The following is a 22939-nucleotide window of genomic DNA, read 5'->3' on the forward strand; positions in this document are numbered from 1 at the left end:
CAAGCGATTGAAAATCTAGGTCTTGCTGCTGCCGAGGATAGTGCTGGAAAGTACGGCGCGCCGAAACCATATTACGCTGGACTCCTACGGCACCAGCGTTATCGGGGCCTGCCGGAACGTGATCTTTTGCCCGGTTGGATCAAGCACTGTCACCTGGCAATCGTAATCTCCCGGCGGCAGAGGGTTGAGCGCGATGTTGAAAAGCAACGGCATCGTCTTCAGTGAGTTGTCCATTCCGCTCACGACCTCGCCCTGTGCTATTTTTCGAATAGCATCCACCAATTGAGTTGGATTGCTATGTTTGAAAAGAACTCCGGCCACACCAGCATTAAGTATGTCCAGAATGGTACGCTCACTCATCCCCGCCGTTACCATCAGTACTCTTGCCGAGCTTTTGCAGGCATGAAGCTGGCGCAGTAGATCGGTTCCCCGCTCTTCGCCGAGATCATAGTCCAGCAGGACAACATCAATTGGGGTCCGTTGGAGAACATCGATTGCCGCGGAAACGGTTGCACAATGGGCCACAACACGGAAATCCGGCTCCGACAGGATTCTGAAAGATGGAACTGTCACCTTCGAATGGTTTGTTCGCAACCGCTACTTCCCGCTTCGCGAGGGGGGACTGGCGGCCAGAAACGGCGAGGGAGAAGAAGGCTCAAATCGAGATTGATTTGATCTCGAAGTTCGGCTCGGAACAATCGAATCGTTGAGACCTTTCGGCAAGACACCCAAGAGTCTCGGCAAGATGCATCTTCCGGATGACCTCGCCGCCGAGCTCAGGCAGTGGAAGTTAGAGTGCAAAAAGGTATTGGAAAAGAAAAGCTTGCCCGATGCCTTCATGTTCCCGAACGCAGATGGCGGGTTCATGGACACAGCCAATTACCGCACCTGAGTTCTCAAGCCTCTCGCGGATTCCTTGGGATATCCCGAAGCTGAGCTTCCAGGTGATCCGGCGGATCATCGCCACCAGAGCACAGAGTCTGGGTTCAGTGAAGGACATCCAATCGCACCTGGGGCACTCTCGAGCGGACACCACCGCGAACGAGTACATGCAGGAGCTGCCAGAGAGCGTGCAGCAAATGGTAGGAACGGTCTTTACGATGCGGAGAGGGCTCGCAGATGGTGAATTGAGCATTTGCTACCAAATGCTACCAATCGCCTCTCTCAAAACTCTCTAAGTTGTTGATTCTATGGTGGGCACAGCAGGATTCGAACCTACGACTTCCACCGTGTGAAGGTGGCACTCTACCGCTGAGTTATGCGCCCCAGTCGCAGCAGAAAGTAATCGAATCCCCTTCCGGCGAATGTCTTGGTCAAGAATATCATCTGTCGGCTTGCCCAGCCAAAAGCATACATTATCTCCCTGTCGCCCTCCCCGGCAGTAGAATGATGAGGCAGAATGCCAGCTATTCCTCCCCACGTCGGCTCTTCGCGTTCACTCACCCCTTCGGTTCCAGAGAAGGCGGAGGACAGCTTGACGGAATTTGACGAAGAAGCGCAACCTGCAGGCGAAGACGGTGTTAAGGATGGTATGGCTACCTTGGCAATCAGTCCGAGACTTCTCGAAAATCTCCAGGCCGTCGAAGCCCACCATGCCACCGGTAATTTCGGCGAAATGGACGATGCCGCGATCATGCTTGCACTCCGCGACGGCAACATGGCCGGCTTCGATTTTCTCATTCAGAAATACCGCAAGCCAATTATTCATTTCATGTACCGCATGGTCCATAATCAAGCCATTGCCGAGGAGCTTGCCCAGGAGGTATTTCTCCGGGTTTACCGCTCCCGGGAGACTTACCGTGCCGAGGCCCGGTTCAGCACATGGCTCTATCGAATTGCCACTAATCTCGGCGTCAACCATGCCCGCGATACAAGGCACGAGCGTACCGCCTCCATTGTGTACCTGGATGAGACTGATTCCGAAACCGGAATGACGCCCGATGTAGCCGACACCACTCCTGGCGTTGAGGCAACGCTGCTTCGTCAGGAACGTCTCAACGCTATCCGGCAACATGTTCTTTCACTCCCTGAACGGCAGCGTATGGCCGTTCTTATGCACAAATACGAAGGTATGGACTACAAGCAAATTGGCGATGTGCTCAAACTGAGCGAATCCGCCACGAAATCTTTACTCTTCCGCGCGTACCAAACATTGCGGGACAAACTGAAGTCTTTTATTTAGTTCGTTGCATCGACAGACGCGCATCGCAATTATTCGACGCGTTCAACAAAGCAACACTGGAAAGGGTCATAATGATCTGCCACGACTGCCAATCCGCTCTACCGGAACTCCTGCTTGACCCGGTTGCCTCGTCTCATGGCGCAGCCCGCGAACACCTAAATTCATGTGCTGCCTGCAACCAGGAATTCCAGTCCCTGAAAGCAACCTTTGCCCTGCTCGATACATGGCAGGCACCGGAGCCTTCTCCATATTTCGACCAGAAGCTTGCCGTTCGTCTGCGCGAGGCGCAGGCGCTTCCTGCTGCCGGTTGGTTGGAGCGCATGCGGAGCCGTCTCCTATTCAATTCTGGGCGGCAGTTCCGTCCGGCCGTTGCAGGAGCGCTTGCCGTGGCTTTTCTGGTGGCCGGTGGAACCTTCGCCGATCTTTCAGGATTCCCACATCCGGCCAAGGCTCAAATTTCAGCTACGGTCAATGATCTACAAATCCTCGACAAGAACGATCAAGCGTTGCAGACGATGAATCTGCTGCTGCAGGATGACAACTCGAGCAATGACAGCTCGGCCCTTGCTCCCAGCAGCTAGGCTTTGGTATTGCTACAAAGGAGATACCGACATCGCACTTCAGCTATAAAGTTGTACTACCAATTAAATTAGCTTTACGACAGCCTCGACTCTCATGCCTTTTTCTACCAAATTCCGGCTTGTGCTCCGACCGGCACTGGCGATTCTCTTGCTTACGACTGTCTCCTCGGCCTTCGCGGGACCGCTCGGTGGTGGGCGCAGAGGATTTGTTTCGCAAGAGATGCACGCTCCCCCGAACCAAGGACGACAGGGGCAAAGGCCGCAGCACCAGGAGCATCTGGACCAATGGATGAATCGCCACGGCAACATGCCTCTTGCCCAGCAGCAGCGCGCGCTGGAGAACGAGCCCGGTTTCCGCCAACTTCCGCCGCAGACCCAGCAGCAACTGCGTAACCGGCTCACCCAGCTCAATGACATGCCTCCGGCGCAGCGTCAGCGTTTGATCGAGCGGAACGAAGCAATTGAGCGCCTCACACCCCAACAGCGTCAGCAAGTCCGGGGGGCCATGCAGCAGCTTGGTACGCTTCCTGCGGATCGTCGCCGCATGGTTGCCCGTGCTTTCCGCGATCTGCGGGAGATGGATCCCTCTCAGCGCCAGGCGATTCTCAGCTCCGACCGCTTTCGGAGCCAGTTTTCTCCCCAAGAGCGCGGCACTCTCTCTCAATTGCTTGATGTAGAGCCTCTTTTGCCTGCTCCGCACTCCGACGGCACTTCTCAGCCTGCGAGATAGTTGGCCGCACTTTGGCAAAGATTCGAACCCGTCTCCGATAGCGGCTTCTAACCACCTTTCGCTGAGGTTCCCATACGTATCCGTGTATTGGCCAACACCCGGCGATGCACTTGGGGCCACTTGACCGACGCGCGGCATGCGGCCGCCCGTACAGTGCTCGCAGCATAGACTTCCTGAAGCTCCAGCTAATCCGGAACTGCTGACGAGCTCAGGTCGCAGCCCTGAGCTCGTCGTCTCCGAATCCTTTTCAGCGACCGGCCTCGAAGTTCTAGCCCACCGGGAGGCGATGATTTGTCGACGCCGTTCGGGCCATGTAACTTTAAGTACTTAGTTTGATCCCGTCTGCCCAACCTGCACAATCATGAAGCTCCCAGGTTTGGCTTTCGGACGTGCCGACGCCGCTCCGGGTTTTGTTTCTTCAAACTCAGCAGTAGGGAGATAGATCGTGTGAGCAGTCGGATCGATCCCCATGGTCCTTGCTCCGATAGATTCAGCCATCAGCGCTCGTGCAAGGAGATCTGCATGAGCCGATTCCAAGAAGGAAGTCTATTGAGGCTGAAGCGCAAAACCGGCCCGGACGCCTGGGTTTTCCGCTGGTACGAAGAGATCAACGGAGAACGCAAGTACCGCAAATCCGTCATCGGAACCGTCGACAAGTTGCCGACGCGTCACGCTGCGGAGGCGTGATTTTGTCGCTTCGGCGCAACATCAACTCCGAGCTAAGAGCACCGGAAACGGTCTCCGAACTCATAGCCCACTATCGAAAGCATGAGCTTGTCCCGGAACGGAAGGCTTTTGCGACCATCGAGTCCACCGGGCACTACCTGAAGCGTCACATCGAGGCCAATTTCGGTTCGAAACGTTTTCTGGAAATCTGGACCATCGATGTCGAGATGTGGCTGCACGCCCTGAACTACGCTCCTGGAACACGCAGCAAGATCCGCAACATCATGTCCGCATTGTTCAACCACGCAATGCGTTACGAGTGGATGGACCGGAATCCCATCACCAAGGTACGCAACATCGGCCAAGCGCTTGCGCGAGACAGATATCCTTACGCCCGCCGAGTTCGCAGCTCTACTTTCCGAGCTGAGCTGCGCGAGAGGACGATGGTGATTCTGGCCGGAAGTACAGGCCTTCGCCGTTCGGAGCTGGTGGCGCTCACATGGAGCGACATCGATCTTGAACTGATGCTGGTAAACGTTCGGCGCTCCTGTGTGCGTAATCGTTTCGGAGATACCAAGACCGAGGCGAGCCGCAAACCGGTTCCGCTCCATCCTTCGGTCGCGAAGACGCTGGCCGCCTGGAGGGAAGAGTCTCCCTAGCCAGCAGACAACGACTTCGTGTTCCCGTCCTTGCGGTTGCATGGCAAGAAGCCGGTGACGCCAGACATGATCTTGAAGAAGGTGATTCGACCTGCGCTCGAAAGAGCCGGCATTACGGAGAAGGTCATCGGCTGGCATAGCTTCGCCACTCGCTCGCGACCAACCTTCGCGCTGCTGGGGTTGATCTGAAGACGGCGCAAGAACTGCTCCGTCACGCCAACTCGCGGATCACGCTTGAGGTATACACACGGGCTATTTCTTCCACGAAGCGGGAAGCGAATGATCGAGTGATGCAGATGTTTTTGGACGAGGGAAAGAAGACGATTTCAGCACCCTCGCCAGCACCCTCGCACACTTCGGCAAGGCTTCTTGAAGGGGGAGATGTTCAGGGAAAAAGCATTGAGGAAAGGCACATGGAGGAGGCAAGCTAATGTTCAGCACCCTCGCCAGCACCCTTTTTCGTGACTGTCACTTTGGTGTATTGCCACAAACTCATTATTATCTTGAGTTTAGTGGCGGGGACGACGGGGCTCGAACCCGCGACCTCTGCCGTGACAGTGAACCGGAAAACTGTAACTAGCTGAAACAATGCGTAGCGGATGGCCCGTTTTAGCGCTATTGGGAACAGCAAGGAACAGTTATTGGACCCTTATCGGACCCGTGGGTCCAAAACCTCGACCTCTGCCCTAAACCACTGCTTCGACGCGGCAGAGGTGTCGTCAAAAATGCCCTGCGAATGCTTCGATAGGTTGCGTTTGCTGCGAATAAGGGCCATAATAAGGCGAGGTTAAAACCGTGCCTGAAGCCCTTCTGACCCAGATTTTACCCACGCCGTCCGAAGCCAAACAGGCCGAGGAAACCAGCCGTCTGCTCTCTTCCCGGCTGCGCTCGAAGACGCCTCTTCGCCTCCGGGTCGTCGGTGCGCCGGAAGACGAGACGGTTGTACTTCCCGCTTCCGCCCTCAAGATGCTGGTCGGAATCCTCGACGAAATGGGACGCGGAAACACCGTCACGGTGATCCCCGTTCATGCCGAATTGACCACCCAGGAGGCAGCCGACATGCTCAGCATTTCCCGCCCTTCCCTGATCCAAATGCTCGACGAAGGCAAGATCGAGTTCAGGAAGGTTGGCACCCACCGCCGGGTACGTTTCGAGTCCCTGACGGCGTACAAGCGGAAGGTCCATGCCGAACGGCTCGCTGCGCTCAATGAACTCGCTGCCTACGACCAGGAGATTGGGATCTGATTCGTGGCGATACTCGGGGCCTTCTTCGATGCGAATGTTCTCTACCCTTCCGGGCTAAGAAACTTCCTCATGCACCTGTCATTGACGGGAATCTTCCGCGCCCATTGGTCTCCCGAAGTCCACGACGAATGGATACGGAATCTCCTTAAGAATCGGCCTGACATCACACGCGACAAACTGGAACGCATTCGACGCCTCATGGATCAGGCTGCGCCGGATGCACTTGTGACCGGCTATGAGCCTCTGATCGAATCCATAGAGCTGCCCGATCCGGACGACCGGCACGTCTTGGCCGCCGCTATCCGCTGCGGCGCAAGCGTAATCGTCACCCTCAATTTGTCCGACTTTCCCAATGCCGCTCTCGCGGACTTCGGAATCGAGGCCCAGCACCCGGATGAGTTCGTTCTGTCGCTTATAGAGACTTTCCCAGCCCTTGTGCTGGAAGCAGCGAGGACCCATCGCGCCAGTCTCAGGAATCCGTCAAAGACCCCTGACGAATACCTCGCCGATCTGAACACTCAAGAACTGGGCAGAAGCGCTGCGACTCTTCGTGAGCTTATCGCCGGACAGGATTCCATCATTTAGCCGGTTGTCGCCTGAATAGGCGCCTGCCCAAATGAATGCCGGGACGGCGATTGTGCCTCCGAAGTGAGCTTGCATGACCTCACTTTTTGGCGACTGATGATCGCTTGCGCCTGACGGAAGCGCGGTCTGCCGAATGCCTTCCCCACGATCTGAGGCGGTGTTTGGTTGTCAAAATGCCACACTTAGAGGGAAACTAATCGAGAATGCTTTGACATCTAACTCTTTGTCCCAAAAGGCCAGTTTTCCATCATGAGAATGCAGCCTCGTGCATTTTCATCTATGTAGTTAGCATTGTGGCGAGTTTGATGACAACTTCTCAGGATGAAACGGATGCGGGTTTTGAACCACAACGAGGTCTTTCCCGGCAATTCGGAGACGAGCGCGGTCCTGCGATCACTGGACTGGACCAAAACACCGCTCGGATCGGTTGACACCTGGCCCCAGAGCCTTCGGACTTCGATCAGCATTTGCTTGAACTCTGCTTTCGCCATCCTGGTGTGGTGGGGGCCGGAATTGGCAATGCTTTACAACGATGCATACATCCCCGTCATTTCGAGCAAGCATCCCCGGGCTCTCGGAGCGCCGGGGCAAAAGATCTTCCCCGAGATATGGGAAACGATCGGTCCGATGCTGGATAGTGTGCTGTCTCGCGGCGAGGCAGTGCGTGCGGATGATCTCCTGCTGGTTCTTGATCGCAATGGGTATCCCGAGGAGTGCTACTTCACCTTCTCCTATAGTCCGATTGTGGGTGAAACGGGCGGCGTAGAAGGTGTCTTCACTCCCGTCCATGAGACTACGGAGCGCGTCATCAATGAACGCCGCCTGAAAGCTTTGAGCATGTTGGCACAAGTCCGGGCCGAACAATCGACAAACGCAGAGAGTGCATGCGAAGCGCTGGGCCGGGCACTCTCTCAAAATCCAATCGACCTACCTTTTACCTCCATTTATCTGTTTGACAAAGAGAGTCCGCACGCAAAGCGATGCGCTGTTTCAAGGGAGGCTGGGGAGACTCTGGCCCCCTTACAGGTGGATGCGGAAGCGACGTGGCCCCCGATGGAGACGATTTTGAGTGGCAAGATCGCCATCGTATCTACAGAATTGCTGCCACGCGAGCAGATTCCGCTGGATCATTGGGGAATTCCGATACAAGAGCTCGCAGTGATTCCTCTCAAACAGGCCGGGAACGACAGGCCAAAGGGTTTCCTCCTGGCTGGCCTGAACGCGCGAAAGCGACTCGATGAAAGCTACACGAGTTTCCTCTCGCTCATTGGCGAACATCTGTCTGGCGGGATCGCTGACGCCGAGGCCTTTGAGCAGGAGCGAAAGAGGGCGGAGGCGCTGGCAGAGATCGATCGCGCAAAGACGGTGTTTTTCAGCAATGTGAGCCATGAGTTTCGCACCCCGCTTACGCTCATGGCTGGCCCGATCCAGGAAGTGCTCGAAGAGGACAATTTACCGGAAGGGGTTCGCGAGCGGCTGCAACTCGCGCAGCGCAACACGTTGCGCTTGCAAAAGCTGGTAAATAATCTCCTAGACTTTTCACGTATCGAGGCTGGCCGGGAAAAAGGCCATTTCGAGCCAATCGATCTTGCGACTCTGACGCAGGACTTGGTGAGCAACTTCCAGTCCGCATTTGAAAAGGCGGGGCTGACGCTTGAGTTCCGAGCAATGCCGTCTCTTCCTCTCGTATATGTAGATCGCGAAATGTGGGAGAAGATCGTCCTGAACCTGGTGTCGAATGCTTTCAAGTTCACGCTTCGCGGAGGCGTTCGGGTGGAGCTCTCGCTCGTTGGCGAGTCTCTTGAAATGGCAGTAAGCGATACCGGGACTGGCATACCAGCCGCTGAGCTTCCCAAGATTTTCAGAAGGTTTGAGCGGGTGGAGGGCGCAACGGGAAGGAGCATCGAAGGCACGGGCATTGGGCTCGCGCTTGTGCAGGAGCTCGTGAAAATCCACGGAGGGAAGATCGCAGTTGAAAGTGAGGAAGGGGCCGGAAGTCGATTCACGGTTGCGATTCCAACTGGTACTTCGCACCTGAACACTGCGCAACTCGGCCACCGCGCAGCCCATCCTGCCATATCGCCCAGGGCGGAAGCGTACGTCAATGAGGCGATGCGCTGGATCGGCGAAGGCAGTAATGCGGATGTATCGACGACCTCGCTGACTGCAGATGGCGAGGCCTCCATCGCGCCGGAGCGCGAAATCGTGGCAGCTAAGAATCGCGTTCTTGTAGCCGATGACAACGCGGACATGAGGCAATATCTTCAGCGGCTTCTCAAAGAGTTTTGGGAGGTGGAGACCGTTTCGAATGGCGCTGAGGCATTGGCTGCGATCCACAGGCGAAAGCCGGACCTTGTCCTGAGCGACGTGATGATGCCGGTCATGGACGGGATGTCGCTGGTCAGCGCCATTCGCGAAGATCCGAATATTGCCTCAGTGCCTGTCATTCTCTTGTCCGCGCGTGCGGGAGAAGAAGCTCAGGTGGACGGCTTGGACATGGGCGCGGACGACTACTTGATCAAGCCGTTCTCAGCACGAGAGCTAATTGCGCGAGTCTCTGCTGCACTGAAAGTTGCGAGATTGCGGGAGACATCAGAGGCCGCGATTCGCGAGGAACGAACCAGACTCCTGGAAGTGCTTCACCAAGCACCGGCGTTTTTCGCACTTTTGCAAGGACCAGACCACATCATCAGCTTGGTGAATCCTTTATATCTGCAGCTAATCAACAATCGGGATGTTATCGGCCAGCCGGTGCGCATCGCGCTGCCCGATGCTGCCGAACAAGGCTATATCGAAATCCTCGACAAAGTATTCGAGGGCGAGCCATACGTCGGGATCGGTTCCCGCTACGATGTTTTCGCGGGGGAAGGTGTTCCTCCGGACCAACGTTATGTGGACTTCATTTACCAACCGCTCCGCGAAGCCAACGGGATCGTGTCCGGGATCATCGTGCTTGGAGTCGACGTCACCGACCGTAAGATGGCCCAGGATGCACTCTTGCAATCCGAAAAGCTGGCGGCCGTAGGGCTGATGGCGAGTTCGATCGCTCACGAAATTAACAACCCCTTAGAAGCTGTCACGAACTTACTTTACTTGGCACGGAGTGCCGCGGTTAGTCCTGCCGCCCAAGAGTTTCTGGAGATTGCCGACGATGAGCTCAAACGCGTTGCTGCAGTTGTCACAAAGACGCTGCGATTCCATAGGCAATCTTCAAAGCCGTCTCCGGTTTCCATTGATTCTCTTATCGACAGCGCTCTGTCGCTTTACCAAACCAGAATCGTTCAAGCGGAGATTGCCGTGGCGAGACGCAGCCGCCTATCTCCCCTTATCAACTGCTTGGATGGGGAAATCCGACAGGTTTTGAGTAATCTGGTCGGGAACGCGGTCGATGCCATGATGACGCAGGGCGGACGCCTCCTGGTTCGCAGTCGATCAGCGACACACTGGACCACGGGCAAGCGCGGAGTGCTTGTAACCGTGGCGGATACGGGACCTGGAATATCTCAACAACATTTATCCAAGATTTTCGAACCGTTCTTCTCAACAAAAGGAGAGCAAGGAACGGGTTTGGGACTATGGATCAGCAAGGAGATCATCGAGCGACACCGGGGCATCCTTAAGGTCAGAAGCAGAGCAGGAAGCAGCAACTCTGGTTCGGTCTTCACGCTCTTTTTGCCGTGCGAGTGGTAGTCGCGTGATCGTGCCAAGCTAATTTGTCCACGATAGGACGGAGTATTGCTGAACGCGGCGCAAGTGTTCGTGATAGAACCTGACGCTCTTCGTCGAGACTCTTCAGCGTGGCGCGCGAACTTTATGGAGCACCCGTTGCCCGATCATTTCCGGAGCGCCTACGGTCTCTCCGAAATCGGCAAGGTGATCCAGCATGGCCTGGATCTGAGGTCGCATCACCTCGGTGAAGTCGTACTCGACATGCCGAACCGACCCGCCTAGGTCTCTTCGAACCACCAAGCCGGCATCCTCCAACTCTCGCAGGTTCTCGGTCAGAACCTTCTTGGAAGCATGTCTCAGTTCACGTCGAAGTTGGCCGAGCCGAACCGGGCCAGAACGGATGGCACACAGGATGTGTATCTTCCATTTGCCCTGAACGAGGTGAACGGTGTCGGTACACGAGCGGCAGTAATCCTCTGAAGTGTGGCTCATGCTGTGGCCCTCAGCGTACGACCCTATCTGATAGGTGTCGTCGCCCTTTTAGGTGTCGTCGCCCTTTGTTGCCAAACAAGTCTCAGTGGCAAGAGACGAACCTGTAGATCCGTTGCCGTAAAGAGAAGGATGTCTCCGTGGCAGCCTTTGGTTGCAACGTATTAGAAGTTCGCAAGCTTCAATACCGCCCTTCTTCGATAAAGCAAACGCGTCCTGAGTGAAGGTTTAGTGGGACGCAACGGAGACCGAAGCTGACGGAAGAGCCGAAACACTGAGTAGATATAGCCTCCTAAGGGCGCTCCCAGTCGAAACAGGCAATCGCGACCGATTGCCAAGTCGAAAGAGATGTTCGATGATGGAGTCGGGATGGTGACGCGCCGTCCTGGGGTGTGGAAACCCCTTCAAACCGAACGTGTGCCGTATGGCACACGATGCTTCCCTACGCCTTTGCGGTCGGGGAGCCTGTGACGAATGTCCAGGCCCCCAAAGCTAAAGGTCACAGGAACCGCTCGGTTTGACGGTTTTCCAACTCCCCGATCACGGGTTTATAGGGCAGTTTGCGGGGGCGCACCGCAGACGTTTCTTCCCTGAACGAGTTGGATGGGCCTCCGTTGACAGCGGAACATGTACAGGCGAAACTCGAACGATTCGCGATGTTCCGGAATTTCGGTTTTCTGGCACGAGCGACATCCTCTTCCGATACGCTGTAACGCGGACGGTTACGAGGCTTGAGAATGGGATGTAACTACCTCCTCAATTTCCATCAGAACGAAGAAGGAAAGCTCCTTCTCCCCCTTAAATGCCTAGTGTCCATAGACTGCTATGACTCGACGGAGGTGCGGGACGCCGTCGCCGCCAGCATCGAGCAGTCGCTTTACGCGCTTGCCCTATCAGGCACGGACTTGCGCGCCCTCGATGGCGTCACCGTTTCCAGCGACGCTCGAAAAGCGGCTTGCATACTTCAAAGTCTTCCGGATGGAGCGGTTCCGCTGGAGATGAGCGATCAACCGGAGACGATGGAACTTGCTCGGACGGTGGCTGTGCGTCGGGAAAGCGAGCTCCGGTTTCACATCGTACTGAGAGCTGGGCTTGGCCTGATGACGCTTTCTGCAAAACCAGAGGAGCAAGCATTAGCGTGCGGTTGTCTCGCCCATGAAGCGGCGCACGTCGAACATGAAGGACATCTCTACAAAACCTTTCCCGATATCTATGGTCGTACGCTTGACTGCGGGGATCGCTCCCGGCAAACCTTTATCAAGGCACTTGATGTCTGGAGTGAATATGCAGCCTGTCGATCTTCCGCCGAGTATCGTCCGGAAGCACTGGGAGATTTCGAGAGCGCTTTTTGCCTCGCGCTCGATGGAAGCCGTTCAGCATCCCGAAGGTGGATCGAAAGTTTCCGAGACGGCGGAAGAGCGACAGATACGTTCCGAGAAATCCAACAAGCCTTCGGTGACGCGTTTATCTGTGCCGGCTATCTGTTCGGCCATCTCCACGGATTGGAACTGCATGAACCCCAAGAAGGAACTGCCGCGAGACAGCTTCTCTCGGAGAATCCTTCAGTAGCGGCGGTAATTGACCGATTGGGACGGGTGCTGCACGAGCTCTGGCTCTCCGAATTCGCCTGGAAGTCCATCGACGTGTTCGCGCCAATCTACGATCTGATATGCGAGATGATGGCGTTGTACGGCATGGCTTTCGCACGGCACGGAGACGAGTGGCGGATCGTGATGAGCGACGAAGCGTCCGGGACGCCGGCGCTGCGAGACTTCCTCTTCTCCAAAGCCAAGGCGCAGTAAGAAACCCAACGATCAATCAGTAAGCTTGCTGCCGGTAAGTGCTGAGGTCCACGGGACACTATCTTGTACGCCGCCTTTACTCCTGTGTCTATGATGTAGCGGCCTCCCTCGGCGACAGATAAAGCTAATCGACGCCCAACACAATGAGCTAATTGGAGTACACGGTCACGGCGGGCTGTCTTCTTCCGATCCGCCCTCGTAGGTGGGCACGACCCGCTGCGGGAATAGGCTTTCATGCCTTCGGAGCAGTTCGTGCATTACGCGAATGCTTATGCGAGCCGCGAAGCTGACTTCCTTATCCAGGTCCACGTCTACGTCTGAGAACTGTGCGTCCGCCGACGATCTTGCGACCCATTTGGCAGTGCGGATTGCGACGATTAAGGCCGTAGCGATGATGATGGACGGGCCAAGTTTCGGCCAGTCTGGGCGGCGCTCGTTTCCGACAACTTTCATTGGTAGAGTATAGGCGAAGAATAGGCGAATATGCCACAATGAGTTATCCGCTGCGCGGCGGGCATGGAGGCGTGTTGGCCCACAAAGCGATATCGCGGGAAGATCCCCTCATCCAGGTTTTCTCACCCTGCGATGGTGGGACGCGTCTCCTTGAAGAATTCGCTCGGGCACGTCCTGCGGACTACACTTTTCTCGAACCGAAGGACTTTAGCGATCTCCGCAATTCAGCGTTTGGCGGTATCGCCGAGTGGGATAGTTTTGCGGAACACGTCCTCGGCTGCGCTCGTTGTGGTGAGGTTTAGCTATGTGTGGACGATACGTTAGACGAAGTGACAAACAAAAGATCGCTGAGCATTTCCACGCGAACCCGAGCCCGCGGGACTTGCCGATGCCTGCCGCAGACTACAACGTCGCGCCAACGACGCATCAACCCATCATCCGCCAGAGCCGAGAAACGGGAGAGCGGGAACTCATCTTGGCTCGGTGGGGTCTCATCCCGTTCTTTACCAAAGACCTGAAAGAGATAAAGGGGCTCTCAACCATCAACGCTCGCGCGGAGACCATCGCTACCTCTCGCACCTGGCGCGAACCGATGAAGAAGCGACGTTGTTTGATTCCAGTGAACGCCTTTTACGAATGGCCCAAAGAGGGTAAGCCACCGAAACGGCCCTACGCATTCGAACTATCGAGTGGGAATCTCTTCGCATTCGCGGGGATATGGGATGCCTGGAAGGACGGGGAGGGCCACTGGCTCCAGTCCTACGCCATTGTGACGACGGACGCAAACGAGCTGATGGCGCGGATACATCCGCGTATGCCAGTCATCTTGCATTCTCGGGACTATGACCGCTGGCTCAACAGGGAGGAGACAGAACAGCTACCGCTCGATCTGTTGCGACCATTCGAGTCGGAGGCTATGGAGATGCGTGAAGCGAACCCGAAGGTGAATAACGTTCGCAACACCGGGCCTGAGTTGCTGGAAAAAGCTGAGTCTGCAGCCGAGTCTGGACAGTTACCGTTATAAGGACACATGCCCGCTAGCGGCTTACACCCTCGTTTTGAATGAGGTTGTAAACACGCGTTTTTACCTCGTCACGAATGACCCTTACCTCTTCCACAGGCAGCCCTTTCGGATCACGCAAGGGCCAATCATCACGACGAAGGCCCGGAACATACGGACATTTGTCCCCACAACCCATCGTGATGAGCAAAGAAGCGCCTTCGGCGAGTTCCTGCGTAAGCTTTTGAGGTTTGGCATCACTCAGGTCGATTCCGATTTCCTGCATTGCAGATAGAACTTCTGGGTGGACGCGAAGTCCCGGCTCTGTCCCAGCCGAAACCGCTTGCGCCTTGCTGTGATCGGCAAGTTGATTGAAGAAAGCTGCGGCCATTTGCGACCGGCCCGCATTGTGGACGCAAGCGAAAATGATCTTTTGCATGGTTTCCTTTCGGGGCTATTGCTTACCGATCTTGTCGATCTCTTTCTGAATTGCGAAGCCGTCGAGGGTTCCAAGGGGGAGACTCAGGAAGAGACTGATACGCCGATCCAGCGCCTGGAACGCCTGACTGAACGCGCGGTCAATCTCGTTCGACGTTCCTTGAACGGTGGCGGGATCAGGAATACCCCAGTGTGCAGTCATCGGCTGACCCGGCCAGATAGGGCAAACCTCATTGGCTGCGTTATCGCACACCGTAAATACAAAGCTCAGATGGGGGGAATCCGGGGTGGAGAATTCATCCCAAGACTTGCTACGAGCACCTGTAGCGTCGAGTCCGGCCTTCTCCAGTTGACGAATAGCTTCCGGCCGAACGGTTCCGGCCGGATGGCTTCCTGCGCTGAATGCCGTAAAGTTACCACGCCCCTTGCGATTCATGATTGCCTCGGCCATGATCGAACGAGCCGAATTGCCAGTGCAGAGAAAGAGAACGTTGTAATGCGGCATAGATGCTCCTAGGAACGTAGTTCGATTGCGGGACGGAAGGCTATGCGCAGCACTCAGGGCCACAGCAGGCTTTTGAACTCGCGGTATGCGGCTTGACTGCGTATACCTTCACGCTGGCCGCCGCGGCATTGACGTCATACTGCGAGAGCAGAGCTGTGAGATCCTCGTGGAGTGAAGGCTCAGTCGGTGCCGGGGTGCACCAAGCTGCTTCAACGACTTGGAACGGATTTGACGTGTCCATCGCCGGCGAACAGCATCCCGCCTGGTTCTCCACCTTCGCGTAGGCATTTAGGTCCGCACCACTATCTACGATCTCGACATGCTCGAATCCCGCTGCGACCAGACCGCTCTTGTAGTCCTCAATCTTGATGGCTCCGGCTATGCAACCCACATAAGCGGCCATGCTCTGCGCTACCGCTTCGGGAAGTTCATGTTTTAGCGCGATATCGCTGACGGCCACCCTTCCTCCGGGCTTTAGGACGCGAGAAATCTCGCGGAAGACGGCAGGTTTATCTGGAGCAAGGTTTAGGACGCAGTTCGAGATCACGCAATCGACCGAGGCATCCGGGAGTGGAATTTGGTCGATCGTCGATTGATAGAACTCAACATTGGTGTAACCGCCACCCTGAGCATTCGCCCTAGCGCGTTCGATCATGGCCGTGGTCATGTCGATCCCAATGGCGCGGCCGGTTGGTCCGACCATCTTGGCCGCCAAGAACACATCGAGGCCTCCGCCTGAACCGAGATCGACGACCACTTCCCCAAGCCGGAGATGCGCAGTAGCGGTAGGATTGCCGCACGAAAGGCCCATGTTGGCCTCGGCGGGGATGGAGATCAGTTCCTCGGCGGTATAGCCGAAGGCCTCTGCGACAGCCTGCACACCCGCGTTGTTGTTGGACAAAGTGCTTTCCGCTACTGCCCCATACTTCGACTTGACCGAATCCAAAAGCTGCTCTGACATATTTCCTCCTTCACATCTGCTTAGGCGACTATATGTCTTGCTTTCGCATTCGTCAAGGCGTATACATTGAGACATGGCGAAACAATCATTCAATGTCGAGCGATTCTTCCAGGCCCTCGGCGACAACACACGGCTCCGCCTCCTGAACCTGATGGGCGATCAAGAAATTTGCGTCTGCTACTTCGTGGAGATCCTCGGCGGTCCCCAGCCGAAGGTTTCCAGACACCTCGCATACCTTCGCAGCGCGGGCATCGTCGCGGCACGGCGCGAAGGAAAGTGGATGCATTACCGGATCGTGATGCCACCACACATCGGTGCCGCGCAAATCCTGAAGCAAACCTTGGGCTGGCTCAAGGAGGATAAGGCAATGCAGGCTGATCGAACACGCCTCTCGAAGGCTTGCTGTTCGCCTTCTAAGTACGCATTGCTCGACGGCGCACCCCTTCCAACCACGATCCAAGAATCATCTTGCGAGGCCTGCTGATGTCCACCGCTCCTTTTACTCAAGGGCAGATTTGTGCTCCTGCAGCCCGCAAGAAGCTCTCTTTTCTTGATCGCTTCCTGACATTGTGGATCTTCCTCGCGATGGCGATTGGTGTCGCGATTGGGCACTTCGTTCCCTCCACTGCCGGATTCGTCAACCGATTCCAGACCGGCACAACGAACATCCCGATTGCCATTGGTCTCATCATTATGATGTTCCCGCCATTGGCAAAGGTTCGATACGAGAAGCTGGGCGAGGTATTCCGCAACAAGCGAGTCCTCGGTTTGTCATTGGTGCAGAACTGGCTCATCGGTCCGGTGCTGATGTTCCTGCTGGCCATCGTCTTTCTCCGGGGCGAGCCGGCTTACATGCGCGGCCTGATCTTGATCGGGATTGCCCGCTGTATCGCGATGGTACTGGTTTGGAACGAACTGGCGGAAGGCGACACGGACTATGTGGCTGGGCTGGTCGCCATCAATAGCGTCTTTCAGGTTCTCTTCTACAGTCTCTATGCCTGGGCGTTCCTAACAGTGCTTCCAAAATGGTTTGGTCTGGAAGGTAGCATTGTCCAGATCGGCATCGGCCAGATTGCCAAGAGCGTTGGGATCTATCTTGGTGTCCCGTTCGCAGCCGGGTTTATCACGCGTTTTGTCTTGATTCGGATGAAGTCCGAGGAATGGTATCGGACCCGCTTCATTCCACGAATCAGCCCGCTTACGCTTATCGCTCTACTCTTTACCATCCTCGTCATGTTCTCACTGAAGGGCGATCTCATCGTCCGTCTGCCGCTCGACGTGGTGAAGATCGCTATCCCGCTCGTCATCTACTTTCTCATCATGTTCCTGGTGAGCTTTTGGATGGGCAAGAAGCTGGGCGCTAACTACGCACAGTCCGCGACCCTCTCATTCACAGCCGCCGGAAATAATTTCGAGTTGGCGATCGCCGTCGCCGTTGCCGTCTTCGGGCTGAACTCGGGCGAGGCGTTCGTGGGCGTAGTCGGTCCGTTGATCGAAGTGCCCGCTTTGATCGGGTTAGTCAACGTCGCTTTTCGGATAAGGCGGCGCTATTTCAATTCGGGGTCAACCGGATACTCCGTCCATCCCGTCGAAGATACGCCTTAGGGGAACGAAGATGCGTACCTGAGCTGGCTTGAAGGTGCTATCGTCACCGAGAGGCCTTTATGCACGACGGTGTTGACTGGAAAGCCGCTCCGAAAATCGCTCAGTGGTGGGCCGTGGACGCTGACGGGAAAGCTCATTGGTTCAAGGCACCCAACGTCGCAGCGTTCACTGATTTCTGGTTTTCGGAGAGTGAGCAAGCACCCCTGTTTGGCTACTCGGGCGACTGGCGCGAGAGCCTTACCAGGAGGCCGTGAGCAGCCGTGACATCGCTCGATTGAGGCCGAGATACTGTTTACAGTTAGGCACATCCTCAACGTTGTTTATCGACATCGAGTGACCTACGGCGTTCACCAACAAAGGCCAACGTCTGATGGCTTTCAGAGAATTCGTACCACGCATCCATCTCGCCCCTAAATAGGTCGGGCGGCAGCTTCTTCGATGCGACCGCGTTCTCCCACACGGTGATACCTGTCTCTCTCGCTTCGATGTCATCCGGGAGACCTGCGGTGCCGTTGTAGATTTCTTGTATCCGCTCCTGTTTGGGTCCGCCGTCATCGGTGTGCATGTACTTCCTCATGGCGAGGTGCCACACGGCGAACTCTTGGATCGAGATCAGTGCGGCGATTCTGGTGTTCTGGAGTCGCGAAGGTCTTACCATCTTGCCTTTGCCGATCAGAAACTCCGATGTCACTTCCGCGTCAGCTGAGCGGCGTCCTTCGGGATCAAATGGAACGCGAAATCCGAGATCGCCATACATCGCGCCTAACATGTAGTTCGGATCATTAAGTTGAACGAAGCTGCCCGGAGGAGCGGCCAGGACCAAGCCACAAACATAATTCGCTGTCGATTTGAACTTCCGTGTGCCTTCTTCGATATGCTCCCGAATTGGCTTGTATGGATCGAACGTGCTGAACCCTAACGGAGGCATAGAATTCACGATGTCTTTTACTTCGAGCAGAATCTTGCCGTGTGTCGGATGGTGGATCACAAAGTCTATGAGCTGGGCGACGCCGGGCAGCTGTGGCTCACGCTCGAACGCAACACCATTCGCCGTGAGATAGGCCGCGAGAACGTCCTCGCCGTACGTCGATTTGTTCTTGCCTTTCGCCATCAACGTACAGACCGATGGGGGAAGCCCGCGACCCGATGCGTTTCTTCGGTCTGTATCCATTCCGTGTCGATGTTGGTGTGGGAGAACACCCCGGCGAACTTCACAAACGGAACCATCGGAAGCCACTTCGGATTGAAGGGATTTGCAGCGTCGGGATGCAACAGGCCAACAATGCGCGACTCACGGTGATCGACCGCCATGAGGAGAATCGCACCTACACTCCGAAGAGCAGGCTTAATGATCGGCGTTCCCGTTGCGTCAAGCAGGCCGGTCGGACGCTGGAACACCGAATTCTTCAGGTCGGTGCTCATGTACTCCCTTCCGCCACCGATAGGAACATTGATCTGGGGCGCGGAGGTCATCAGGTACTCGGCGGCAAGGGTATCCATCAGGATGCTCGCAAACGCATGATCGGACGTGATGGCAAGGACGGTGGGCATGCCCTGTCCCGATAGCTGTTTGGCTTTGCCCTGTATCTTCGCCTTTAGCTTTTCGGTAATGAGAGCAAACGACCCGCCGCCAGCTCCTGTGATTTCTGCCGCGAGGCCGGAACGCTCCGCCACCATCTCCGAATCCAGAGATGTGGCTTCGACGAGAAAATGATCTAGCTTCGCGTGCGTGGCGCAAAAGTCTGGACCTCCAGTGCCAGCGTCTTCGAAGAGGCGCGGCTCCAGTTTCTCAGCACGGAGCCAAGAGAACACGACTGCCTCCGCCCGGGCGGCCGCAGGGTCGCTCCTCTCGCGCTTCAAGAATTGGGTGCAGTGATTCGCAAGGTCGCGGTTACGCCCAAGATAGCTTCGATAGGAATCGTGGACATCCCGCAGTGTGTCGCCCGTGTTGTGTGGTGCCTGAGAGTGCCGCATCTTGCGCGCCTCTTCTCATTTTATCGGGTCAAAGAGCGGCATGTTATCTCTGGATTGGCTGCAACGAGGGAGGCCGAAGGCAGCAAAGGGGGATGGTGCAGGAAGGGGGAACGTCGTCCTGCCGCGCAGCCGGCGAGCGGGGGCCGGCAACCGGGCGGGATGAGGGTCCGGGAGAAACCGAAGGGGTGTCTCCCGGCGCGATTTGGGCGGCATTCAAGAGACAAAGCGGCCCCGGACGAATCCGGGGCCACAGGTGGTCAATTTAGGCCGCTTTCTTCTTGGTCGTCTCTTTCTTTGCCGAAGCCTTGGCCGCTGCTGGCTTAGGTTTGCTCAGGCCGTCTCCCTTGGCTTTGACAGCCTTGGGCTTCTTTGGCGCGAACACCTGCTCGGCCTCTTGTCAGCAATTCCGGCTGGCTCTCTTGAGGAATGCCGATGTGGTCAGAGAGGACGAGGCGCAGGGCGAAGCTGGTTAGCTTCTCATCTGCCGTGCCGTCCAATGCGGCCAGCACAATTTCATCATCCGACTGTTGGGAGTTCTCGTCTCCGTTGGCGAAGTGAGACGCCACCTCCTCAAGGAAGCTGTAGTCCAAATGGATGACCAAGCGAAGGAAGACGCGCAGTTGCGCGGGGCTGAATGACGCGGGAGCCTCTTCGATGATCCGCTCGAGGGTGGTGACTCTCGCCTTGCGCTGTTTGTCGCGGTGCGCTTGCTCGGTCTCGTACTCCTTCTGCTGACGTTCGAATTCGGCTTTGCTCTCCTCCTCTTTGCGCTCCTGTTCGACCTTGTACTCGGCCATGCGTTGTTCGTGGTTGGCCTCGCGTTGCGCGGCCTCCTCCTCCGTCTCAATCTCGGGCGCGGGCGCCATCGTTGGGATGGGATGGGCTGCTGCTTCGGCTGCTGCCTGTGGGTCATGCACCGGGCAATGCTTGTCCGTGCAAACGGTGAGCTTGCGACCGAGCTGCTTGCCGTAAACGACGATTGCGGTCTTGGCTGCGCCGCACGGCATCACTGGCTCCGCGTCGGGATTGTCGGTCGCGGTCGGAATCTCCCGAACGTGGCCGCGCTGCACGGCTCCCGGTCGCTGCTCTTTGGGATTGCGCCAGCCGTTCTCGATCTGGACGAGGCCGGGGTGTGCGGCAATCTCTCGGTCTAGGAATGCCTCTATCTTGCCGTGGTAGCAGCTTGAATCGAGGCACTGGTCGGAAACCACGTCGGCAAAAAGTGCGGTGTTGTATCCGCTGCGGCGGGGGCAGGTGACGCAAGCTCCGGCTGTGGGATTGAGGGTGGGGTCTTCGCGGTCGAAGGGCGCATCCGCGAGAGACAGATAGAGGTTGGCCTGTATCCAGGCGGCAACGTGCTTGGCGGGTAGCAGGTGCGGCTCTTTGTCCTGCCAGTCCTTGCGCCAGCACTGCTCGAAGGCTTCGGCCTGGCTCTCCTGCGGGAGACGGGCGATAAGGTTGGCGTGGCTTGCGGTGATGCGCTCCTGGGTGAACGCCTCCGCCACAGTGGGGATGAGTTGCAATAGGGAGAGACGTGCGTAGACATGGCTTGCGCTCTTGCCTGACTTCTCGACCAAGGCGGCAACGTCATAGCCGGGGATGTCGAGCAATCGTTGGAAGCCCTGCGCTTCTTCATAAGGATGCACGTCGACCCGCTGGCTGTTCTCCACTAGCTGCCATTCGAGCGCCTTGGCGTCGTCGATCTCGACGATACGGGCGGGAACGGAAAACAACTCGGCAAGTTGGGCAGCGCGGTAGCGTCTGGCTCCCGCGACGATCTCGAAGCCTTGGTTATTCGGTCTTACCGTGATGGGCTGAATCAGGCCGTTGTGCTTGATGGAGTCGGCAAGTTCGTACAGCTTGGCTTCATCAAAGGTGCGGCGGGGGTTGGTGGTGGATTCGTGGATGGTGTCGATGGCGAGTATCTGGAAGGCGGAAGAATCCTGCATGGCTGCTCTCCTTGAGCGGTTGCACTGCACTAAGTTGTGGAGCGGACGCGCTTGCCCATCCGCTCCGGGGCGGGAAAGGGTTTAGGCGCGTGGGGTCTGCTGTTGCTGCTCGAAGACTTCGGCGAAGCCCTGCAATCTCAGGTTGTTGTCCCACACCTTGGCGAATCGCTCGTGCTGCTGATGCAAGCTGGCGAGGTAAACGTAGTTGTCGCGGACGATGGTGCGGCTCCACTGCTCCACGCCGACATAGTCGTTTCGGTAGTAAAAGGCGCTCAGATGTGGCCCGTCGATGAATCCAAGCTCGAAACACACCTCCGGGTCGCGCATGAGGTCGCCGTTCTGTTCGCCGTAGTGCGCGACAGAGATAGAGGGCAAACCGCACGGGCCTGATTCGTCGGTCGCCTCAATGACCAAAGCCATATACGGCGGGTTCTCGATCTTGAGGTACAGTCCGTGGTGCCAACCTCCGGCCTGTTTGAGAATGCGAAGAATGGTCTGCATTACGCCACCTTCGCCAATTCTGCATCGGGCATCTCTGCCTCTGCTGCGGTGGGCGGCTGCAAGGCGGCAAGGATGACTGCGGATGCTTGCTGGATGACTTCCAAGCTCTCAATCAAGAGTGAGGCGTTGCCATGATAAAGATTGATGTAGTCGGCGCTTGCCGTTCCGGTTTCGAGGTCTACGGCCTTGCCGATCACAAAGGCGATGGCCTCCGCTTCCGTCTCCCGCACTACCTTGGTCGTGGTGGTCCTGCGCTCGGCCTTGTGCAACATCTCGTGCGCGAGTTCATGGACAAGGGTGCTGAACTCCTCGGCCTCGGACTGGCCGGGAAGGATGGCAATCTTGCCGCCGTAACTCATGCCCAAAGCGGGGGCAATCTTTTCGGTAAACGCAAGCTCGATGCCCTGGGCTTCAATGAACGAAACGAGACGGTCGCGGTTCTCGCCTACCGTTCCGGTCATCTCCCGTAGGGTGGGAAGCTCTGCGCCTTCGGTTTGCTCGACGTCAAAGACGTAAGCGTTGCGGAACCCAACTAAAACCCGGGTGTTCTGCTTGGTGATGTCCTTGTTGGCTTCTTCGTCTTTCTTGCGCTTGATGCCGACGATGGGCGCGAGAATCCGAATCCCTTTCTCACCTTTCTTCACCTTCCGGCCTAGCTGGTTCCATGCGTACAGCCCTGCAACGCGCGTTGCGGACGGCCTCTGCCGGGCAATCTCCAGAATGTTTCCAAAGCTGTAGTTGTGGAATCTGCTCATCGCGTCGAGGTAGGCGGTGAGGGCGTCGGAGTGTCCGGCCTCTAGCTGCTCAATGAGGCTTTTCACGTTGGCGGCGATGATGTCTTTGGCGGTCTGCCGTTGCTGCGGCTGTTTGGGGGCTTCGCTGATGGGGGTGATGGTGCTTGCGGTGGTGTTCATGGGTGCTTCCTCCTTGGGTGTTGGCCTTTGC

At 56.7% G+C, this 22939-nt stretch carries 27 protein-coding genes and 1 tRNA gene; 15 read left to right on the forward strand and 13 right to left on the reverse strand.

Annotated features, from left to right (window positions below):
- Positions 1-84: 84 nt before the first annotated feature.
- On the reverse strand, positions 85-525 hold the full coding sequence (locus tag P4G45_RS09130) for a response regulator (RefSeq protein WP_348266168.1): 441 nt from the start codon (positions 523-525) through the stop codon (positions 85-87).
- A 666-nt stretch (positions 526-1191) separates the two neighbouring features.
- Positions 1192-1266: transfer RNA gene (locus tag P4G45_RS09135), tRNA-Val, on the reverse strand.
- Positions 1267-1474: 208 nt separating this feature from the next.
- Between P4G45_RS09135 and P4G45_RS09140 the strand changes: the two genes are divergently transcribed.
- From P4G45_RS09140 to P4G45_RS09150, 3 genes are all read left to right on the forward strand, one after another.
- Positions 1475-2182, forward strand: a complete 708-nt coding sequence (locus P4G45_RS09140) for an RNA polymerase sigma factor (protein ID WP_348266169.1) — start codon at positions 1475-1477, stop codon at positions 2180-2182.
- A gap of 71 nt (positions 2183-2253) precedes the next feature.
- The gene (locus P4G45_RS09145) at positions 2254-2763 is read left to right on the forward strand and encodes a hypothetical protein (protein ID WP_348266170.1); all 510 of its coding nucleotides are present in this window, start codon (positions 2254-2256) and stop codon (positions 2761-2763) included.
- Between the two features lie 220 nt (positions 2764-2983).
- The gene (locus tag P4G45_RS09150; RefSeq protein WP_348266171.1) at positions 2984-3493 is read left to right on the forward strand and encodes a DUF3106 domain-containing protein; all 510 of its coding nucleotides are present in this window, start codon (positions 2984-2986) and stop codon (positions 3491-3493) included.
- 327 nt (positions 3494-3820) lie between these two features.
- Here P4G45_RS09150 and P4G45_RS09155 read toward each other — a convergent pair whose 3' ends face one another.
- Positions 3821-3991: a hypothetical protein gene (locus tag P4G45_RS09155; RefSeq protein ID WP_348266172.1), complete on the reverse strand. Its 171-nt coding sequence runs from the start codon at positions 3989-3991 to the stop codon at positions 3821-3823.
- A gap of 24 nt (positions 3992-4015) precedes the next feature.
- Here P4G45_RS09155 and P4G45_RS09160 point away from each other — a divergent pair, with 24 nt between their 5' ends.
- The 7 genes from P4G45_RS09160 (at position 4016) to P4G45_RS09190 (ending at position 10338) form a co-directional block, all read left to right on the forward strand.
- The gene (locus P4G45_RS09160; RefSeq protein ID WP_348266173.1) at positions 4016-4180 is read left to right on the forward strand and encodes a hypothetical protein; all 165 of its coding nucleotides are present in this window, start codon (positions 4016-4018) and stop codon (positions 4178-4180) included.
- Positions 4177-4818 carry a tyrosine-type recombinase/integrase gene (locus P4G45_RS09165; protein WP_348266174.1) on the forward strand — a complete coding sequence of 214 codons (642 nt, stop codon included), beginning with the start codon at positions 4177-4179 and terminating at the stop codon, positions 4816-4818. Before P4G45_RS09160 ends, P4G45_RS09165 begins: the two co-directional genes overlap by 4 nt.
- Positions 4819-4836: 18 nt before the next feature.
- Positions 4837-5007: a hypothetical protein gene (locus tag P4G45_RS09170; RefSeq protein ID WP_348266175.1), complete on the forward strand. Its 171-nt coding sequence runs from the start codon at positions 4837-4839 to the stop codon at positions 5005-5007.
- The gene (locus P4G45_RS09175; RefSeq protein ID WP_348269242.1) at positions 5004-5249 is read left to right on the forward strand and encodes a hypothetical protein; all 246 of its coding nucleotides are present in this window, start codon (positions 5004-5006) and stop codon (positions 5247-5249) included. Before P4G45_RS09170 ends, P4G45_RS09175 begins: the two co-directional genes overlap by 4 nt.
- 364 nt (positions 5250-5613) lie before the next feature.
- Positions 5614-6063: a helix-turn-helix domain-containing protein gene (locus P4G45_RS09180; RefSeq protein WP_348266176.1), complete on the forward strand. Its 450-nt coding sequence runs from the start codon at positions 5614-5616 to the stop codon at positions 6061-6063.
- Between the two features lie 3 nt (positions 6064-6066).
- Entirely contained in the window at positions 6067-6648 is a 582-nt protein-coding gene (locus P4G45_RS09185) for a PIN domain-containing protein (RefSeq protein WP_348266177.1), read from the forward strand.
- Positions 6649-7392: 744 nt separating this feature from the next.
- Complete coding sequence (locus P4G45_RS09190) at positions 7393-10338, forward strand: ATP-binding protein (RefSeq protein ID WP_348266178.1); 2946 nt, start codon at positions 7393-7395, stop codon at positions 10336-10338.
- Between the two features lie 102 nt (positions 10339-10440).
- Here P4G45_RS09190 and P4G45_RS09195 read toward each other — a convergent pair whose 3' ends face one another.
- The gene (locus P4G45_RS09195; protein ID WP_348266179.1) at positions 10441-10809 is read right to left on the reverse strand and encodes a helix-turn-helix domain-containing protein; all 369 of its coding nucleotides are present in this window, start codon (positions 10807-10809) and stop codon (positions 10441-10443) included.
- Between the two features lie 734 nt (positions 10810-11543).
- Between P4G45_RS09195 and P4G45_RS09200 the strand changes: the two genes are divergently transcribed.
- Positions 11544-12608, forward strand: a complete 1065-nt coding sequence (locus P4G45_RS09200) for a hypothetical protein (RefSeq protein ID WP_348266180.1) — start codon at positions 11544-11546, stop codon at positions 12606-12608.
- Positions 12609-12773: 165 nt separating this feature from the next.
- Here the strand turns inward: P4G45_RS09200 and P4G45_RS09205 are convergent, their stop codons facing one another.
- Positions 12774-13061: a hypothetical protein gene (locus tag P4G45_RS09205; protein ID WP_348266181.1), complete on the reverse strand. Its 288-nt coding sequence runs from the start codon at positions 13059-13061 to the stop codon at positions 12774-12776.
- Positions 13062-13099: 38 nt separating this feature from the next.
- On the opposite strand from P4G45_RS09205, the gene P4G45_RS09210 reads away from it, so the two are divergent.
- Both P4G45_RS09210 and P4G45_RS09215 read left to right on the forward strand, forming a co-directional pair.
- A complete protein-coding gene (locus P4G45_RS09210; protein ID WP_348266182.1) occupies positions 13100-13363 on the forward strand; it encodes a hypothetical protein in 264 nt (87 codons plus the stop codon).
- A 2-nt stretch (positions 13364-13365) separates the two neighbouring features.
- Entirely contained in the window at positions 13366-14085 is a 720-nt protein-coding gene (locus tag P4G45_RS09215) for an SOS response-associated peptidase (RefSeq protein WP_348266183.1), read from the forward strand.
- A 13-nt stretch (positions 14086-14098) separates the two neighbouring features.
- On the opposite strand, the gene P4G45_RS09220 is transcribed toward P4G45_RS09215, so the two are convergent.
- From P4G45_RS09220 to arsM, 3 genes are read right to left on the reverse strand one after another with little or no spacing between them, the layout of a single operon-like run.
- On the reverse strand, positions 14099-14500 hold the full coding sequence (locus tag P4G45_RS09220) for an arsenate reductase ArsC (RefSeq protein ID WP_348266184.1): 402 nt from the start codon (positions 14498-14500) through the stop codon (positions 14099-14101).
- A 15-nt stretch (positions 14501-14515) separates the two neighbouring features.
- Positions 14516-15004, reverse strand: a complete 489-nt coding sequence (locus P4G45_RS09225) for an arsenate reductase ArsC (RefSeq protein ID WP_348266185.1) — start codon at positions 15002-15004, stop codon at positions 14516-14518.
- A gap of 40 nt (positions 15005-15044) precedes the next feature.
- A complete protein-coding gene (gene arsM, locus P4G45_RS09230; protein WP_348266186.1) occupies positions 15045-15965 on the reverse strand; it encodes an arsenite methyltransferase in 921 nt (306 codons plus the stop codon).
- A 73-nt stretch (positions 15966-16038) separates the two neighbouring features.
- Here arsM and P4G45_RS09235 point away from each other — a divergent pair, with 73 nt between their 5' ends.
- Together P4G45_RS09235 and arsB are read left to right on the forward strand one after the other, a co-directional pair.
- Positions 16039-16449, forward strand: coding sequence for a metalloregulator ArsR/SmtB family transcription factor (locus tag P4G45_RS09235; protein ID WP_348266187.1), 411 nt, complete (start codon positions 16039-16041; stop codon positions 16447-16449).
- Positions 16449-17570, forward strand: coding sequence for an ACR3 family arsenite efflux transporter (arsB, locus tag P4G45_RS09240; protein ID WP_348266188.1), 1122 nt, complete (start codon positions 16449-16451; stop codon positions 17568-17570). Before P4G45_RS09235 ends, arsB begins: the two co-directional genes overlap by 1 nt.
- Positions 17571-17880: 310 nt before the next feature.
- Here the strand turns inward: arsB and P4G45_RS09245 are convergent, their stop codons facing one another.
- The 5 genes from P4G45_RS09245 to P4G45_RS09265 all read right to left on the reverse strand — a co-directional run bounded on the left by P4G45_RS09245 (position 17881) and on the right by P4G45_RS09265 (position 22908).
- Entirely contained in the window at positions 17881-18681 is an 801-nt protein-coding gene (locus tag P4G45_RS09245) for a hypothetical protein (protein WP_348266189.1), read from the reverse strand.
- Complete coding sequence (locus tag P4G45_RS09250) at positions 18681-19544, reverse strand: hypothetical protein (protein WP_348266190.1); 864 nt, start codon at positions 19542-19544, stop codon at positions 18681-18683. Before P4G45_RS09250 ends, P4G45_RS09245 begins: the two co-directional genes overlap by 1 nt.
- A 320-nt stretch (positions 19545-19864) precedes the next feature.
- Positions 19865-21493, reverse strand: coding sequence for a ParB/RepB/Spo0J family partition protein (locus P4G45_RS09255; RefSeq protein WP_348266191.1), 1629 nt, complete (start codon positions 21491-21493; stop codon positions 19865-19867).
- Between the two features lie 81 nt (positions 21494-21574).
- A complete protein-coding gene (locus P4G45_RS09260) occupies positions 21575-21994 on the reverse strand; it encodes a hypothetical protein (protein ID WP_348266192.1) in 420 nt (139 codons plus the stop codon).
- A complete protein-coding gene (locus P4G45_RS09265; RefSeq protein WP_348266193.1) occupies positions 21994-22908 on the reverse strand; it encodes an ArdC family protein in 915 nt (304 codons plus the stop codon). The genes P4G45_RS09260 and P4G45_RS09265 overlap by 1 nt, the downstream gene beginning before the upstream one ends.
- Between the last annotated feature and the right edge of the window lie 31 nt (positions 22909-22939).

It is taken from the genome of Edaphobacter paludis (genome assembly GCF_039993895.1).
GTDB lineage: Bacteria > Acidobacteriota > Terriglobia > Terriglobales > Acidobacteriaceae > Edaphobacter > Edaphobacter paludis.

Excerpts from the sequence above, each read along its gene's own strand:
- P4G45_RS09195 (WP_348266179.1), bottom strand. The coding sequence starts at position 10,809 with ATGAGCCACACTTCAGAGGATTACTGCCGCTCGTGTACCGACACCGTT.
- P4G45_RS09245 (WP_348266189.1), bottom strand. The coding sequence starts at position 18,681 with ATGGCGAAAGGCAAGAACAAATCGACGTACGGCGAGGACGTTCTCGCG.
- P4G45_RS09150 (WP_348266171.1), top strand. The coding sequence starts at position 2,984 with ATGCACGCTCCCCCGAACCAAGGACGACAGGGGCAAAGGCCGCAGCAC.
- P4G45_RS09260 (WP_348266192.1), bottom strand. The coding sequence starts at position 21,994 with ATGCAGACCATTCTTCGCATTCTCAAACAGGCCGGAGGTTGGCACCAC.
- P4G45_RS09205 (WP_348266181.1), bottom strand. The coding sequence starts at position 13,061 with ATGAAAGTTGTCGGAAACGAGCGCCGCCCAGACTGGCCGAAACTTGGC.
- P4G45_RS09225 (WP_348266185.1), bottom strand. The coding sequence starts at position 15,004 with ATGCCGCATTACAACGTTCTCTTTCTCTGCACTGGCAATTCGGCTCGT.
- P4G45_RS09235 (WP_348266187.1), top strand. The coding sequence starts at position 16,039 with ATGGCGAAACAATCATTCAATGTCGAGCGATTCTTCCAGGCCCTCGGC.
- arsB (WP_348266188.1), top strand. The coding sequence starts at position 16,449 with ATGTCCACCGCTCCTTTTACTCAAGGGCAGATTTGTGCTCCTGCAGCC.
- P4G45_RS09210 (WP_348266182.1), top strand. The coding sequence starts at position 13,100 with ATGAGTTATCCGCTGCGCGGCGGGCATGGAGGCGTGTTGGCCCACAAA.
- P4G45_RS09220 (WP_348266184.1), bottom strand. The coding sequence starts at position 14,500 with ATGCAAAAGATCATTTTCGCTTGCGTCCACAATGCGGGCCGGTCGCAA.
- P4G45_RS09200 (WP_348266180.1), top strand. The coding sequence starts at position 11,544 with ATGGGATGTAACTACCTCCTCAATTTCCATCAGAACGAAGAAGGAAAG.
- P4G45_RS09250 (WP_348266190.1), bottom strand. The coding sequence starts at position 19,544 with ATGCGGCACTCTCAGGCACCACACAACACGGGCGACACACTGCGGGAT.
- P4G45_RS09255 (WP_348266191.1), bottom strand. The coding sequence starts at position 21,493 with ATGCAGGATTCTTCCGCCTTCCAGATACTCGCCATCGACACCATCCAC.
- P4G45_RS09160 (WP_348266173.1), top strand. The coding sequence starts at position 4,016 with ATGAGCCGATTCCAAGAAGGAAGTCTATTGAGGCTGAAGCGCAAAACC.
- arsM (WP_348266186.1), bottom strand. The coding sequence starts at position 15,965 with ATGTCAGAGCAGCTTTTGGATTCGGTCAAGTCGAAGTATGGGGCAGTA.
- P4G45_RS09145 (WP_348266170.1), top strand. The coding sequence starts at position 2,254 with ATGATCTGCCACGACTGCCAATCCGCTCTACCGGAACTCCTGCTTGAC.
- P4G45_RS09265 (WP_348266193.1), bottom strand. The coding sequence starts at position 22,908 with ATGAACACCACCGCAAGCACCATCACCCCCATCAGCGAAGCCCCCAAA.
- P4G45_RS09155 (WP_348266172.1), bottom strand. The coding sequence starts at position 3,991 with ATGGCTGAATCTATCGGAGCAAGGACCATGGGGATCGATCCGACTGCT.
- P4G45_RS09215 (WP_348266183.1), top strand. The coding sequence starts at position 13,366 with ATGTGTGGACGATACGTTAGACGAAGTGACAAACAAAAGATCGCTGAG.